The organism is Clostridioides sp. ZZV15-6598, from assembly GCF_020657705.1.
GTDB lineage: Bacteria > Bacillota > Clostridia > Peptostreptococcales > Peptostreptococcaceae > Clostridioides > Clostridioides difficile_F.
Genome location: NZ_JAGWCS010000002.1, coordinates 1 through 16,351 on the forward strand (window position 1 = coordinate 1; position 16,351 = coordinate 16,351).

Annotated in this window: 12 protein-coding genes and 1 other annotated feature; of the genes, 10 read left to right on the forward strand and 2 right to left on the reverse strand. The window is 29.2% G+C overall.

Annotated elements, in window-relative coordinates:
* Nucleotides 1–241: 241 nt before the first annotated feature.
* Nucleotides 242–1,645: an AAA family ATPase gene (locus KGF50_RS00420; RefSeq protein ID WP_227828696.1), complete on the reverse strand. Its 1,404-nt coding sequence runs from the start codon at nt 1,643–1,645 to the stop codon at nt 242–244.
* Between the two features lie 561 nt (nt 1,646–2,206).
* Nucleotides 2,207–2,349 (forward strand) — a sequence feature (ribosomal protein L20 leader region).
* A gap of 28 nt (nt 2,350–2,377) precedes the next feature.
* Here KGF50_RS00420 and infC point away from each other — a divergent pair.
* The 7 genes from infC (at nt 2,378) to KGF50_RS00455 (ending at nt 10,016) form a co-directional block, all read left to right on the forward strand.
* On the forward strand, nt 2,378–2,887 hold the full coding sequence (infC, locus tag KGF50_RS00425; protein WP_227846387.1) for a translation initiation factor IF-3: 510 nt from the start codon (nt 2,378–2,380) through the stop codon (nt 2,885–2,887).
* Between the two features lie 27 nt (nt 2,888–2,914).
* Entirely contained in the window at nt 2,915–3,109 is a 195-nt protein-coding gene (rpmI, locus tag KGF50_RS00430) for a 50S ribosomal protein L35 (RefSeq protein WP_003429729.1), read from the forward strand.
* Between the two features lie 55 nt (nt 3,110–3,164).
* Nucleotides 3,165–3,521, forward strand: coding sequence for a 50S ribosomal protein L20 (gene rplT / locus KGF50_RS00435; protein WP_227433488.1), 357 nt, complete (start codon nt 3,165–3,167; stop codon nt 3,519–3,521).
* A gap of 163 nt (nt 3,522–3,684) precedes the next feature.
* Nucleotides 3,685–4,221: a helix-turn-helix domain-containing protein gene (locus KGF50_RS00440; RefSeq protein ID WP_227846326.1), complete on the forward strand. Its 537-nt coding sequence runs from the start codon at nt 3,685–3,687 to the stop codon at nt 4,219–4,221.
* Nucleotides 4,222–4,464: 243 nt separating this feature from the next.
* Nucleotides 4,465–5,382 (forward strand): exopolyphosphatase, encoded by a 918-nt coding sequence (locus tag KGF50_RS00445; protein ID WP_227846327.1) that lies wholly within the window; start codon nt 4,465–4,467, stop codon nt 5,380–5,382.
* Between the two features lie 467 nt (nt 5,383–5,849).
* Nucleotides 5,850–7,772: a metallophosphoesterase gene (locus tag KGF50_RS00450; RefSeq protein WP_227846328.1), complete on the forward strand. Its 1,923-nt coding sequence runs from the start codon at nt 5,850–5,852 to the stop codon at nt 7,770–7,772.
* A gap of 354 nt (nt 7,773–8,126) precedes the next feature.
* Nucleotides 8,127–10,016: a metallophosphoesterase gene (locus tag KGF50_RS00455; protein WP_227846329.1), complete on the forward strand. Its 1,890-nt coding sequence runs from the start codon at nt 8,127–8,129 to the stop codon at nt 10,014–10,016.
* 144 nt (nt 10,017–10,160) lie between these two features.
* On the opposite strand, the gene KGF50_RS00460 is transcribed toward KGF50_RS00455, so the two are convergent.
* The gene (locus tag KGF50_RS00460; protein ID WP_227846330.1) at nt 10,161–11,039 is read right to left on the reverse strand and encodes a LysR family transcriptional regulator; all 879 of its coding nucleotides are present in this window, start codon (nt 11,037–11,039) and stop codon (nt 10,161–10,163) included.
* A 268-nt stretch (nt 11,040–11,307) separates the two neighbouring features.
* Here KGF50_RS00460 and KGF50_RS00465 point away from each other — a divergent pair, with 268 nt between their 5' ends.
* The 3 genes from KGF50_RS00465 (at nt 11,308) to KGF50_RS00475 (ending at nt 16,274) form a co-directional block, all read left to right on the forward strand.
* On the forward strand, nt 11,308–13,044 hold the full coding sequence (locus KGF50_RS00465; protein WP_227846331.1) for an ABC transporter ATP-binding protein: 1,737 nt from the start codon (nt 11,308–11,310) through the stop codon (nt 13,042–13,044).
* Nucleotides 13,044–14,903, forward strand: a complete 1,860-nt coding sequence (locus KGF50_RS00470; RefSeq protein ID WP_227846332.1) for an ABC transporter ATP-binding protein — start codon at nt 13,044–13,046, stop codon at nt 14,901–14,903. Before KGF50_RS00465 ends, KGF50_RS00470 begins: the two co-directional genes overlap by 1 nt.
* Nucleotides 14,904–15,188: 285 nt before the next feature.
* Nucleotides 15,189–16,274, forward strand: coding sequence for a GGDEF domain-containing protein (locus KGF50_RS00475; protein WP_227846333.1), 1,086 nt, complete (start codon nt 15,189–15,191; stop codon nt 16,272–16,274).
* Nucleotides 16,275–16,351: the final 77 nt, after the last annotated feature.

The window sequence follows — 16,351 nt, forward strand, 5'->3', positions numbered from 1 at the left end:
ATTTGAAAAAGAGACTATGACTCATGAAGAATTAAAAGATTTGTTATATAAAAAGACCATCAGTTTAATTATATTTTGAAAATTAAACTAACAGTCTTTATATTTTAATATAATTTGTTATTGAGAATTTTTGCTTCTAAAACGTTTAATTTTAAAGCATTTTGATATATTTTAAGTATTTAAATTCTGTGTAAACTTAATTATTAATTTTAATGTAGTAATTATTTAAAATACTATCAAACTAATTTACAGCTTCTTTTCCTATTAAATCTTTTAATTCTTCATGAGTCATAGTCTCTTTTTCAAATAGGAACTTAGAAACAGAATGTAAATCTTCAAGGTTATCCTTTAACATCTCTAAAGTTTCTTTATAGCAACTTTCAACTATACGATTAGCTTCTTTTTGAACCTTATCACATAAGAAAGTCTTATCATTTCCATCAATAGTCATAAATCCTAAATTACTCATACCATACTCACAAACCATTTGGTTAGCTATCTCAGTGACTTTCTTTAAGTCATCCTTTGCTCCTGTAGATTTATGATTAAATATTAGTTCTTCTGATGCTTTTCCAGCAAGTAATATTTTTATTTTTCCAACCAACTCATCTCTAGTATAAATATATCTATCTTCATCAGGTAATTGAAGAACATAACCTAATGCTTGTCCTCTAGGTACTATAGATATTTTTTGTATAGGACAAATTCCAACGATATCACTTACAAGAGCATGTCCAGCTTCATGATAAGCTACTATCTTTTTCTCTTTTTCAACTAATGAAGAGTTTTTAGATTCTAATCCTGCAATAACTCTTTCAAGTGCTTTGTCGAAATGTTCTGCTGTAATATATTCACTGTCATCTCTAACTGCAAATATAGCTGCTTCATTTGCTATATTTGAAAGATGGGCTCCATTGAAACCGTGAGTTTTTTTAGCTAAAAGTTCTAGATTTACAGATTTGTCTATAGGCTTGTCATCTGTATGTACCTTTAGAATTTCAAATCTAGTGTGATAATTTGGTGCACCTATATGAATGTGTCTGTCAAATCTTCCTGGTCTAAGTAAAGCTTCATCTAATAAGTCAAGTCTATTGGTAGCACCTATTATTAATACATTGGAGTCTTTATTAAATCCATCCATTTCAACTAAAAGTTGGTTTAACGTTTGGTCTTTCTCATTGTTGCTTTCAAGATGTCTCTTTGCTCCTACAGCATCTATTTCGTCTATAAATATTATACTTGGAGCTTCTTTTCTAGCTTTTTCAAATAGCGTTCTTACCCTTTTTGCTCCTACACCTACATATTTTTCAACGAACTCAGAACCTGTAACATTGAAAAATGATGAGTTTGTTTCACCAGCTACAGCAGATGCAAGTAATGTTTTTCCTGTTCCTGGAGGACCATAAAATAATACACCCTTAGGTATTTTTGCACCCATTTTTTGATATTTTTGTGGAGACTTCATAAAATCAACTATTTCAAATAGCTCTTCTTTTACTTCGTCTAATCCAGCTACATCTCTAAATGTAGTTTTTGGTTTTGTAGAAAGTGAATCATCTGTTTGATTTTCTCTTTCCATTTTTGTCTGTGCAAAGACAGGAACTGGATTGTTAATTTTTTTAAAAAAGTTGTTTAGCATTTTCATATTCACACCTCAGGTAATTAATTATTGTTAATCAATTTTATATTTTCCATATTTACTATTTTTTATTATTTATTTTTTATGGAAAAAATATACATACAATCTAAATAAAAATAAATTTATAAATTTAACTGGAAAAAGTCATTTATGAATATGTACAAATTACCTTTATATACTAAAAAAATACGACAAATCAAGATAAGATTGAAATGATGAAAAAGCTATAATATAGATGTTAAAGGATGTAAAGTGAAGTATTCGGTATAAAATTGGATAAAGAAGTGTTTTAGGTATTTACTATATAAAGGAATAAAAGATTTTAAAGTTGAAGTTTAAATTTTGTAATTAAATTTTGTAATTAAATTTTGGAAAATGAGGGCAAAATAAATAGTACGAGCATATAATAAGTATTAGGAAGAAGAAATTAAATGCAAATGATATGTAGTCTACAAAAAATATATGCAGTTTTAAATAAAAAAACAGTTAAATTAGTAAAAATTTATTAAACTAAAAAAAATAGTTGCAAATAACTTAATTAAATGATATAGTAAATAAGGTAAGAATAAAACAAAGAAGAAGTCCGCTTCTCACCTTACGCCGATGGTTAGTAAGGTAAATATAAGTTAAAGCTTAGTACTAATTTAAGCTTGTTTAAATTTGGTAACTTATATTGCGGATGATTATGTCATCCGCTTTTTATTTTATATTTTATAAAAAATTTGGAGGTGTCCTACAATTAGCAAAGAATTAGCAATCAATGAACAAATAAAAGACAAGGAAATAAGAGTCCTTTCACCTACAGGTGAACAACTTGGAGTAATGCCTACTAAAGAAGCTCAAGCAATGGCTACTAGTAAAAACTTAGATTTGGTTCAAATCTCGCCAAATGCAAATCCACCAGTGTGTAAGATAATGGATTATGGAAAATTTAGATATGAGCAAGCGAGAAAAGATAAAGAAGCTAAGAAAAAACAAAAGACTATAGTTGTAAAAGAAGTAAGACTTAGACCAGGTATTGAACAAAATGATTTAAATACGAAAGCTAATAATGCTATAAAATTCCTTAAAAAAGGGGATAAAGTCAAAGTTGAACTTAGATTTAGAGGTAGAGAACTAGGACATAAAGATATAGGTAAAGAAGTTATGTTAAAGTTTTTAGAGATAATAAAAGAGTTTGGAGAACCAACAAAAGCCCCTGCATTTGAGGGTAATAATATGGTTGTAATTATAGATCCAAAAAAATAGATGATTAACTGAGAGGAGGAATTTGTCATGCCTAAAATGAAAACTCATAGAGGTGCAGCAAAGAGATTAAAGAAAACAGGAACAGGAAAGTTAAAGAGAGCTAAAGCTTTTAAAAAACATATATTAACTAAAAAATCTGCAAAAACTAAGATGAACTTAAGAAAATCAACTCTAGTAAGTGATGGAGATGCTAAGAGAATAGCACAATTATTACCATACTAGGATACGGATTATAAATAATAACTATAGAAGAGGGATATAAAAGGAGGTCATAACGATGGCAAGAGTTAAAAAAGCTATGAACGCTCGTAAGAAGCATAAAAAAATATTAAAACTTGCAAAAGGATTCAGAGGATCTAGAAGCAAATTATATAGACCAGCAAATACATTCGTAATGAAGGCATTAAAAAATGCTTATATAGGAAGAAAATTAAAGAAAAGAGACTTCAGAAAACTTTGGATACAAAGAATAAATGCAGCAGCTAGAATGAATGGAATCTCTTATTCAAGATTAATGAATGGATTAAAATTATCTGGTATTGAAGTTAACAGAAAAATGTTATCTGAAATGGCTATACAAGATCCAGATGGATTTGCTAAATTAGCAGAAGTTGCTAAAGCAAAATTAGCTTAGTATTAAATCATGAGATATAAAGTCTTTGAATTATGTAAATAATTCAAGGGCTTTTTTTATTTTTTGAGTATTATTTGTTTATATAAAATTTTTAATAAACTTGATTAAATATTATCAACATGATAATATTATCTTAGTAATAATAATAAGGAGGTAGTATAATATGAATGATAAACTTATGGATTGCCTTATAAATCCAGTTAAATGTAAGTTATTACTTGAGATTTATTCAAATAAGCAAACTACAGCAAAGCAATTAGCAGAGAAGTTTAAGGATATATCACAAGCCACACTTTATCGTTATCTTAATAAAATGTTAAAGGATAATATTATAAAGGTAGTTGAAGAAAATAAAATACGAGGAACTGTTGAAAAGGTATATGCTGTTAAGTCAGATATTGATGATGATGCAAAAAAAATGATAAATGAAAACTCAGCAGAAGCATATGTGCAGCTGTTTACTCAATACATGATGGCATTTATGAAGGAGTTTTATGATTACGCTAAAAGAGAAGAAAAAGATATTTTAAAAGATGGTTCTGGTTTTTCTGTCTGTCCAATATATGCGAATCTAGAAGAAATAACTGAAGCAACTAGAAAGATTAGTGATATACTAGAGCCTTTAAGAAATAACTCACCAGAAGAAGGACGCAAAATGCACTCTATAGGATTGATAATTACACCTCCTAAAGAAGCATAATTGAAAATAAATAATTTATGGAGATATTTTTTCTTTGCTTTTGGAGTTGTATTAAGTAATTATCTAGGAAATAGCGTTAAAATAAAGATAGCAGTTTGATTTATATATCGAATTGCTATCTTTATTTTAGCAGGCTAAACTTTTTAAATGTATATCAAGCTGACATGTAAAGTGATATTATATATTTAAGGAAAAAATTACAATATCTATAGGCATATATTTAAAGCAAAGGGGTTGAAACATATGAGATTGATTACACGTTCTGATTTTGATGGATTAGTTTGTGGTGCATTATTAAAAGAAGCAGGTATCATTGATAATTGGAAATTTGCTCATCCTAAAGATTTACAAGATGGGTTGGTTGAGGTGACAGAAGATGATTGCCTTGCTAATGTACCATTTGTAGAAGGGTGTGGTCTTTGGTTTGACCATCATTCTAGTGAATTTGAGAGAAATGAGCTTAAAGGAAGATATAAAGGCGAAAGTCGCATTGCTCCTTCTTGTGCAAGAATTATTTATGAGTATTATGGTGGAAATGAAAGATTTTCTCATTTTAATGAAATGTTAGAAGCAGTAGACAAAGTTGATTCTGGAAATCTTACTATAGAAGAGGTACAAAATCCAACTGGATGGATTTTAATTGGTTATCTTATGGACCCAAGAACAGGGTTGGGTCGTTGGAGAGACTTTACTATATCTAACTATCAATTGATGGAAAAGTTAATTGATGCATGTAGAACTTTAGATACAGAAGAAATTTTAAATCTGTCAGATGTAAAGGAACGTATAGAAGTTTATTTTGAACAAACAGATAAATTTAAAGAAATGGTCGCTAAATACACACGTACAGAAGGTGATGTTATTATTTCTGATTTACGTGGAGTAGAGCCAATTTATACAGGTAATCGTTTCATGATTTACAGTATGTATCCAGAACAAAATATTTCTGCTTGGATTGTAAATGGAAAAGGTGGAAAAGGGTGTTCTGTAGCTGTAGGATATAGTATTTTAAATAGAACTTCAAATGTTGATGTTGGTAGTCTAATGCTTAAGTATGGCGGTGGAGGTCACAAAGCTGTTGGGACTTGCCAATTTAATGATGAACAAATAGACGAGCTACTTCCAATGTTACTTGATGAACTTGTAAATCCTAAGAAGTAATGGTCTAATTTATAAATTATAATATAAATAAAACAGAATTTCATTGTACCTTTTAATATAAGAAAATGAAGTGGTACAATGAAGTTCTTATCAGTATGCATATTGAGACATATCACTTTTACAACCATTCTAGTTACTTAACTGTTCAAATAAGATTTTATACTCGATTTTTTCCATATATTTTAATATTGCTATAATCTCATCATATCTATTTGTGTTAAATAAAAGTTTGTTATATGAAGTATACATTTAAAGTTATCTAATAGTATATTTAAATATCTTATTAAGGATGTTTAAATACAATGATATAAGAAATGAAATGTATATCTTTAAATTATGGATACATTTAAAGGGAATAATCTATTAGTCCAATGAATGTTGCTCATAATTCTATAACCTGCTATAGTTTAAAATAAAGCATGATATAAAATTTTATTATAATCTAAAAATTTACGAGGGGGGATTTTATGAAAATAAAATTTATTATAATGTCACTGATAGTGTTTTTAGTGGGATTGCTTGTGGCATGTCAAAGTACTAAAGATAAAGAAAGTAAAATAGAAGATGCAGAAGTAAAAATATTAGGAACAGGTGATTTGCATTCAGTTGTGACAGATTCTCTGGTTTCATATATAGATGAAGAAAGAGCGAAACATGAAAATCTACTTATGGTAGATGCAGGAGATTTTTTTGGTGAGCAAAGTAGAGAAATGTGGGAATGGCATTCTGGAAAAAAACTAATTAAGATTAAAGGTGGGCTAGCAGAATATGAAGATATAGTTAAGAATGCTCAAGATGAGGTACCTATAGTTAAAGACTTAACACAATTGAAATATGATGCTGTAGTACTTGGGGATAATGAATTTATTTCAAATGATAAGAAAAATCTTGATAAATTAGTTTCTGATTTTAAAAATAATAATATTCCATTAGTATCAGCAAATGTATATGAACAATCTGGAAAAAACTATGTACAACCGTATGTGATGAAAAATGTTAAGACAGATAAAGGTAATGTAAAAGTTGGAATATTAGGTCTTACTATAAAAGAAGTAGGAAAAATTTCAGGATTTAAAGATATTAAAGACGAGGCTGAATCAAGAGAACTTGGAGAACAATCTGAGTACAAAGGTAAATTATATGCAAATGATTTAGTAGAAGATGCAACGAAATGGATAAAAGTGATGAAGAAAGAAAATCCAGATATAATAGTTGCAGTTGTACATTCAGGGGAAGAACCTAAAAATTCTAATAATACAGGAAATAGAATAAAGGAACTAGCAACTACAGTAGATGGGATAGATGCAATATTAGCAGGTCATACTCATGAGAAAATAAAGCAACATACATATAAAAATAAATCTGGGCAGGAGGTAATTGTAACACAACCAGGTTCATATGCAGATAGTGTATCAGAGATTAATTTTAAATTAAATAAGAAAAATGGTGAATGGAATATAAAGGAAAAGAATAGTAAATTAAAAATAATTGATAAAGAAATAAATATAGTTGCCACTGCAGATTTACATTCACATTTTTCTGATGAATTAGCAGCTAGTCTTGTCAATGAACAAAGTAGTCAAATTGCACCTGTTGTAGTAGATGCAGGAGACTTTTTAGACCCTCAGACAGAAAAAATGATTAAATGGTATAACAAGTGGAAAACTATAAGGGCTAATAATACTGATACAGAGATTAGCAGATGTCCGATGGTCAATGATATGAAGCATGGCAGGTATGATGCAGTAGTACTTGGAAATCATGAGTTTGTATCTGAGAAAGATGAGTATTGGGCAGATGAGCGTCTTTTAGATGCTGTTATAGAAGATTTTAATAATGTGGCGATTCCTGTGCTATCAGCAAATATATATAAGAAATCTGGAGAAAACTATGTTAAACCATATATTATAAAAGATGTAGAGACAAATGAAGGTAAGGTAAAAGTAGGAATATTGGGTCTTACAATAAAAGAGGTAGGAAAAGGTCTTAAAAATGTAAATTTACAAGAGCAATTTCAATATAAAGACAAATTGTATGCAAATGATATAGTAGAAGATGCCAAGAAGTGGGTAAAAGTGATGAAAGAAGAAAATCCAGATATAATAGTTGCAGTTGTACATTCAGGAGAAGAACCTAAAAATCCAAAGCATCCAGGAAATAGAGTAAAAGAACTAGCAACTACAGTAGATGGGATTGATGCTATTGTTGCTAGTCATACTCATGAAAAGATAGATGAACATGACTATAAAAATAAGTCTGGAAGTAAAGTTATAGTCACACAACCAGGTGAACATGGTAAATACTATTCTAAAATTACTTTTAAAGTGAACAAAGAAAAAGGCTCATGGGTTATTAATGATAAATTTAGTAAAACGATTGAGGTTAAATAATTTTAGCAAGTTTATAGATAATATAAAAAATTTATAGATAATATATAAAGTGTATAAACAATATAAGGTATCTAATATTAGTATGATAGATAAGATGAATATATAAGACCATTTCCATATTCCATATAGAAAAATATTGTGAGTATACTATATGGAACCATATTTGAGAACTTAAGCATACTAGAGTAAGTCTTGTTTTGTAACTAAAAAGTAGAGAGAACTATATGTAGATTTATTTAAAAAGGAATTTACATATAGTTTTTTTAGTATAATAAACAGTACAAACTTATATAGTAAAGATAAAGTATAAGAGTAAATTTTATTATCATCAAAAAAATTAGGGGGGAGGCTTTTATGAAAATAAAATTTATTATAGTTACATCAATAACATTTCTAATAATATTATTAGTCGGGTGTGAAAGTACTAAAGATATAGAAATCAATGTACTTGGTACAAGTGACTTACATTCAATAGTCCCAGAAAACCTAGTTTCTTATGTGCAAGAAGAGAGAAAATATGATGAAAACTTGCTAATGGTCGATGCAGGTGATTTTTTTGACATACAAAGTATTGATATGAATGGATGGTCTACTGGTCAAAAACTAGTACGATTTAATGATGGTATGCCAGAATTTAAAAAGATAGCTGAGCCACGTGAAGGAGAAGTTCCTATAGCTAAAGAAATGGCAAAATTAAAATATGATGCAGTTACATTCGGAAATCATGAGTTTGTTTCTAATGATAAGCAAGGTCTTGATAGCTTAGTCTCTGATTTTAAAAATAATAACATACCATTGGTATCTGCAAATATATATGAACAATCTGGAAAAAACTATGTAAAGCCATACATAATGAAAGAGGTCAAAACAGAAAAAGGAAATGTAAAAGTAGGTATACTTGGACTTACTATAAAAGAAGTAGGAGAACGTTCAAGATTTAAAAGCTTTGAGCAAGATAAAAAAGCTAGAGCACTTGAAGAACAAGCACAGTATAAAGGAAAATTATATGCAAATGATTTGGTGGAAGATGCAAAAAAATGGGTAAAAGTTATGGAGAAAGAAAGTCCAGATATAATCGTTGCCATTGTACATTCAGGTGAAGAGCCTAAAAATCCTAAAAACCCAGGAAATAGAATAAAGGAGCTGGCAACAACAGTAGAGGGAATAGATGCTATTGTAGCTGGTCATACGCATGAAAGGATAGAGCAACATACATTTAAAAATAAATCTGGTGAAGAAGTGATAGTGACACAGCCTGGAGCTCATGGTGATAGTGTATCAAAGATTAATTTTAAGTTGGATAAGAAGAATGATAAGTGGTTTATAAAAGATAAGCACAGTGAATTAAAGGTATTTGGAAAAGAAGTAAATATAATTACGACATCTGGTTTACATTCAAATTTTTCAGATGAACTGGCTGTTAGTTTATTTAATGAAAGATATAGAGCTGTACAGCCAATCTTTATTGATACTGGAGACTTTTTTGATGCTAATACAAAAGAAATGACTAAGTGGTCTAAAGAATGGCAGTATAATACAAAAAAAGGTATTCATAAAAGAATAAACGAATGGCCTATTGTTTATCTAGGCTATGATGCTGTAGTACTTGGTAGCCATGAACTTACATCTGAAAAAAATGATTTTGAAGAAAAAAAGTCTACATTGGATTCTATTATAGAAAACTTTGAGGAAATGAAGATTCCTGTTTTATCAGCTAATATATACAATGAGTCTGGAGAAAATTATGTAAAACCTTATATAATGCATAAAGTTGAAACTAAGGAAGGCGATATAAAGGTTGGAATATTGGGACTTACTATAGATAAAGATGAAAAAAATATTAATGATTCAAGTTCAGAAAAAAATTCTAAAAAAACGAATAGATTATATACCAATGACTTAGTTAAGGATGCAAATGAGTGGGTAAAGGTTATGCAAAAAGAAAATCCAGATGTAATTGTTACAGTTGTACATTCAGATAGTAATAATATAAATTTAAAAAATCCAAGTAGCGAGATAAAAAAACTTGCTACTACAGTAGATGGAATAGATGCTATTGTAGTTGGGCATACAAAAAATAAGATAAAAGAACGTAGCTATAAGAATAAGTCTGGAAATAAAGTTATAGTGACACAATCTAGTGAAGATGGAGAGTATTATTCAAAAATAAGTCTCGAATTAAGAAAAGAAAATGGTACATGGAATATTATCAATAAATATAGTAAGGCGATAAAAATGAAGTAGAGCAGTAAATATTAAGTGAGACAATAAAGATGAATTAATACAATAAATAAGTAAACTGATAAAGTAGTAAATCAATAAAAATAAAGTGAATTTATATAAAAGAGAAGAACCTTTATATTTTAGGTTCTTCTTTCTCATTTTTATTTACAAACAAGTAAAATTATCTATAAAGAATCGAATATATTTTTCCTTTACATTTTTTTGATATGCAATACCATACTCAATGATAGCTTCTTCAATGATTGGACGAATAATAAAACCATCACTTTTTGTTGGTATGCAATGCTCAGGTAATATTGCTATACCATATCCACAATTTGCAAGTAGTATACTTGCTTGGTCGTTTTCACATACAATATTAAAATGGTTTTGAGAATGTAAGGCTATTTTTTCCTGTAATATATTTCCATGTTGAAATGGTATAAACTTAGGATTCAATATAATTAAGCAATTTGTCTTTAAATCATCAAAAGTTAGACTATCTTTTTCAGCAAGGATAGATTGTGAGGACATAATAGCATAATTTTTAGTATTCTTTAATTTCTTAAAAGAGCACTCTTTCATATCTTTAATCATTTCTCTTGTCGAAAGCATAATATCTAAATGTCTATTATTGAATAAATTTTTAAGCTTAAAATAATCCTCCATAAATATTAAAGGGTACACCTGTGGAAAGGCAATTCGTAAGTCTGACAATATACCTTGTAATTTATTGAGTTCTGCATAACTAGAACATCCAATACGCAAAAAAGAAGTATTTTGAGAAGTAGCCTTTGCTATTCTTTTTTGTGACACTTCTATTTTATTGAGTATGTCTTTGGCATCACTGTAAAACATATTTCCCATTTCTGTCAATCGAACCATTTTTGAATTTCGTATAAATAATTTCGTTCCTAATTCTTCTTCTAGGTTTTTGATATGGTGAGTAACTGTAGGAGTAGATAAAAAAAGTTCTTCTGCTGCTTTTGTGAAATTTAACTTGTCAGCAACACATACGAAACATTCTAATTGTTGAGTATTCATAGAGCACCTTCTTTCCATAATCAAAAGTATAATTGTAAGATGATATAATTTCAAGATAACATTAGAATTTATCTAATGTTATTGCGTTTTTTGAAATTCTCATTTAACACAGTTAGTGATAAAATTCTAAATGTTAGGCATCTAAGTAGATCCATTTCTACACAGAACAAATAAAAGTTAGGTAAGAAAATTATAGATAATTGAAGTTATCTGATAAAACTTAGAATAAGTCAACATCTTAAAATTTGATTAGAAAAGGAGATAGAGTATGATAAAAAAATTAGCTTGTTCTATTAGAGAGTATAAAACAGTTTCCATACTAACATCAGTATTTGTTGTATTGGAAGTCTTAATGGAAATTTTGATTCCTATGATTATGGCAGAAATGATTGATGTGGGAATCAGTGGAAATAATACACAGACCCTAGTGCAACTTGGTACGATTTTGATTGTTTGTGTACTTTTAGGGTTATGTTTTGGAATCTTGTCTGGAAGTTTTTGTGCTACTGCATCTGCTGGGTTTGCACAAAATTTAAGGAAGGATATGTATTACAAAATACAGGGATATTCTTTTGCTAATATTGATAAGTTTTCAACTTCCAGTATTGTAACAAGATTAACTACAGATGTCACAAATGTTCAAAATGCTTATATGATGCTTATTCGTGTGGCTGTACGTGCTCCACTCATGCTTGTATTTTCATTGGTTGCTGCGTTTATGGTTAATGTAAGTTTATCCTTTATATTTTTAATTGTAATCCCAATTCTTGGGGTTGGTTTATATTTAATTGTAAGTCATTCCCATCCATATTTTGAAAGAGTGTTTAATATTTATGATGACTTAAATGGAGTTGTACAAGAGAATCTCACAGGGATACGAGTAGTTAAATCTTTTGTAAGAGAAAAATTTGAAATCAAGAAATTTAAGCTTGTTTCAGAGAAAATATATAAGACATTTGCAAAGGCTGAAGGAATTGTTGCTTATAATATGCCATTAATGCAGTTTTCTATATATTGCTGTACACTGCTACTTTGTTGGTTTGGTTCAAAAATGATAGTTTCAAGCAATGCAACTACAATGACTACAGGAGAACTTTCCAGCTTAATTACATATGCCATGAATATTCTTAATTGTCTTATGATGTTATCTATGGTTATGGTTATGATTAATATGGCAAGAGCTTCCTCTGAACGAATTATAGAAATAGTAGATGAAGAAAGTTCATTAAAAAACGGTGATATTCCTGTATATCATATGGAAAATGGAGAAATAAGTTTTGATAATGTATGTTTCAGTTATGTAGATGATAAAGAAAAAGAATGTCTAAAAAATATTTCATTTCATATAGAAACTGGTTCAACATTGGGGATTATAGGTGGAACTGGAAGTGGAAAGAGTTCACTGGTTCAATTAATACCACGTCTTTACGATGTGACAGAGGGGAAAATTACAATAGGAGGCGTAAATGTAAAAGATTATGATTTATTTACACTTCGTAATGAAGTAGCAATGGTTCTTCAAAAAAATGAACTGTTTTCTGGAACAATTAAAGAAAATCTACTTTGGGGAAATAAATATGCTAGTGAAGAAGAAATGATACATGCTTGTAAATTGGCACAGGCAAATTCTTTTATTGAAACATTTCCAGATAAATACAATACATATATTGAGCAGGGAGGGACAAATGTTTCTGGTGGTCAAAAGCAAAGACTATGTATTGCAAGAGCATTGCTAAAAAAACCAAAAATTTTAATACTTGATGATTCTACAAGTGCAGTAGATACAAAAACTGATTCAATGATTAGAAAGTCATTCAGTGAAGAAATACCAGATACTACAAAAATTATTATTGCACAGCGTATTTCTTCAGTGGAAGATGCTGATTATATTATCGTTATGGAAGGCGGTAAAATCAATGGGTATGGTACACACGAAGAATTGCTAAAAACAAATGTAATTTATAGGGAAATCTATGATTCACAAACGAAGGGAGATGATAAGTAATGGAAACAAAAGTATTTAGTGTATGGAAACGACTGTTATCTTATATTGTAGGACGACATAAAATTTTGTTTAGTACAGTTGTTGTATGTATTCTTTTTAGTTCTTGTACTATAGTCATAAGTTCTTTGTTTCTGCAAACATTGATTGATGACTATATCACTCCACTCTTACTTGAAGATAATCCATCTTTTAGTGGTTTATTATATACAATTATTCTAATGGCATGTATTTATATCTTAGGTGTTGTCGCAACATTTCTCTATAATCGAATTATGGTAAAGGTTTCTCAAGGAACCTTGAAAGAAATTAGAGATGACATGTTTGTACATATGCAAAAACTTCCTATTCGTTATTTTGATACTCATACACATGGAGATATTATGAGTCATTATACAAATGATACAGATACATTGCGTCAGTTTATTTCACAGGCATTGCCACAATTTATTTCGGCTATTATTACAGTAGTTGTTATATTGATTTCTATGTTTATGAGTAATGTACCCTTGACGCTTTTAGTTTTAGTAGTTACAGTCATCATGAGTATATCTACCAAACAAATTGGTGGTGCAAGTGCAAAGTATTTCATAAAGCAACAAGAGACATTAGGAAATATTACAGGATATATTGAAGAAATGATAAATGGTCAAAAAGTCATTAAGGTATTTTGTCATGAAGAAGATGCAAAACAACAATTTGATAAAAAGAATAAGGATTTATGTTTAGATTCTACACAAGCAAATAAATATGGTAACATACTTATGCCAACTGTTATGCAACTTGGCAATCTGCAATATGTGTTAATTGCTCTTTTTGGAGGACTTATGGCATTGCATAGTGTAGGCTCTATTACAGTTGGAATGATTGTAGCTTTCTTGAGCTTGTCGAAAACATTTTGTATGCCTGTCTCACAGATTGCACAGCAAATTAGTATGATGGCTATGGCGTTGGCAGGAGCAGAACGTATATTTGAATTGATTGACGAAGAACCTGAGCAAGATAATGGATATGTTACATTAGTACATGCTAGATTCAATAATGATAAAATAATCGAAACAACTGATAATACAGGAATATGGGCATGGAAACATCCTCATCATGATGGTACAATAACATATACTCCTTTAAAAGGTGATATTCAGTTCTTTGATGTGGATTTTGGATATACAGAAAAAAAATTAGTATTACACAACATAGTTTTGGAAGCAACAGCAGGAGAAAAAATAGCATTTGTTGGTGCAACTGGAGCTGGAAAAACTACCATCACAAACTTGATTAACCGTTTTTATGATTTAGCAGATGGAAAAATTAGATATGATGGTATCAATATAAATAAAATTAAAAAGACAGATTTACGTCATTCATTGGGGATTGTCTTGCAAGATGTCAACTTATTTACAGGAACAATTATGGATAATATCCGATATGGTAAAATGGATTCTACAGATAATGAATGTATTGAGGCTGCTAAATTGTCAAATGCACATGACTTTATTACTAGATTGCCAAATGGATATCAGACTATATTGACACAAAATGGTGCGAGTCTTTCACAAGGTCAACGACAATTAATTTCGATTGCTCGTGCAGCAGTTGCAAATCCACCAGTAATGATTCTTGATGAAGCTACATCTTCTATTGATACACGTACAGAAACACTGGTACAGCAAGGTATGGATAATCTTATGAAGGGTAGAACTGTTTTTGTAATAGCACATAGATTGTCTACTGTTAGAAACTCAGATGCAATTATAGTTCTTGAACAGGGACGTATAATAGAGAGAGGTACTCATGATGAGTTAATAAATAAAAAAGGGGTTTATTATAGTCTTTATACAGGGGCATTTGAATTGGAATAGAAATTATAGGTTATAAATTTTTATAGAATATATAAACAAAGCAAGGCACTTTAACATAATATGAGTGCTTTGCTTTGTTATTTTATATATGTAATTGTCTGTTATTTTTTATAAGTTTTATTTTTAATATTTTTCTGTATACTTTTATTATTATATATACTTATTAGAAAAATTTAATTCCATATATTGGATATATAAGCTGTTATTTAAAGATACTTATTATATGATATAATATTATAAATATAATTAAATTAAAATATCTTAATAAAGGAGGAGATTGAATATTTGGCATCTATACAACAGTCTATTAAAAATTATATGGAGAAGTATTTCAATAAAAAATTAAAGTTACAAGAAAGACTTTTTTATCTATTTTGTTTTGCTGGAGTTGTTTGTTCATTTTCTGCTTTCATTGCAGCTCTTTTTAGTAGTCTTCCTAACATATCTGTATGGGGAAGTTTTTCTTGCTTTTGTATCATGTCAATATTGGCAATCTATTCTTTTAAAACACAAGATATTGATAGAGGGCGTCTAGTAATTAATATAGGGCTTAATATATTTTTATTTCCAGTACTTTTTTTTATAAGTGGTGGAGTAGATAGTGGTATGATGTTTTATTTCTTGTTGGGGATAAGTGTTATATCATTGACTCTTGATGGACTTAAGAGAATAGTTATGTTATTAATATCTATGTTTGTGTATTGTATATCTATATTTTTGGCATTTAATTACCCAAACTTAATTGTATCTATAGGTGAATCTCGTGCATCAGATACGATAAGTAGTTTTATTATAGTTTCATTGTTTTTATGTATAGTAATGATTGTGGTTTTACAAGAGTATTCTCACGAGCGTGATAAAGTATATAAATTGAATCAAAGGCTTGAAAGACAGGCAAATATAGATGATTTGACAAATCTGTATAATAGAAGATATTTAATACAGTATATGTCTAATATATTAAAAAAGCCATTGGAAGAAAGAACTATGTCTATTGTGTTATTTGATATAGATGACTTTAAAAAAATAAATGATAAATATGGTCATCTATGTGGAAATAATGTATTAATTCGATTTAGTGAGATTTTAATTGAAGAGGTTGGAAATTATGGGATTGTTTCAAGATACGGAGGAGAAGAGTTTATAGTTGTAATGCCTAGCTTTACTAAATCTAAAGCGATTGATTTAGCAGAGCGTATTCGCATACATGTTTCTAGTGATAAAAAATTATTTGATTTAGTAAATAAAATTACAGTCAGTGGTGGTGTAGAGGAGTACACTGAAAATATGACTATGGAGAAGATAGTAAAAGGAGCTGATACAAAGCTTTACATAGCTAAAAATAGTGGAAAAAATAAGATTGTAAGTTAGACAGAACTTGATTCAATAGTGTCATCATGGTAGATACATTTGCCATGATGACACTATTGTTTTAGTTAGTAATAATA

Bases quoted from the DNA above. Each gene is read 5' to 3' on its own strand.
- KGF50_RS00420 (WP_227828696.1), bottom strand. From the start codon at position 1,645: ATGAAAATGCTAAACAACTTTTTTAAAAAAATTAACAATCCAGTTCCT.
- rpmI (WP_003429729.1), top strand. From the start codon at position 2,915: ATGCCTAAAATGAAAACTCATAGAGGTGCAGCAAAGAGATTAAAGAAA.
- rplT (WP_227433488.1), top strand. From the start codon at position 3,165: ATGGCAAGAGTTAAAAAAGCTATGAACGCTCGTAAGAAGCATAAAAAA.
- KGF50_RS00440 (WP_227846326.1), top strand. From the start codon at position 3,685: ATGAATGATAAACTTATGGATTGCCTTATAAATCCAGTTAAATGTAAG.
- KGF50_RS00445 (WP_227846327.1), top strand. From the start codon at position 4,465: ATGAGATTGATTACACGTTCTGATTTTGATGGATTAGTTTGTGGTGCA.
- KGF50_RS00450 (WP_227846328.1), top strand. From the start codon at position 5,850: ATGAAAATAAAATTTATTATAATGTCACTGATAGTGTTTTTAGTGGGA.
- KGF50_RS00455 (WP_227846329.1), top strand. From the start codon at position 8,127: ATGAAAATAAAATTTATTATAGTTACATCAATAACATTTCTAATAATA.
- KGF50_RS00460 (WP_227846330.1), bottom strand. From the start codon at position 11,039: ATGAATACTCAACAATTAGAATGTTTCGTATGTGTTGCTGACAAGTTA.
- KGF50_RS00465 (WP_227846331.1), top strand. From the start codon at position 11,308: ATGATAAAAAAATTAGCTTGTTCTATTAGAGAGTATAAAACAGTTTCC.
- KGF50_RS00470 (WP_227846332.1), top strand. From the start codon at position 13,044: ATGGAAACAAAAGTATTTAGTGTATGGAAACGACTGTTATCTTATATT.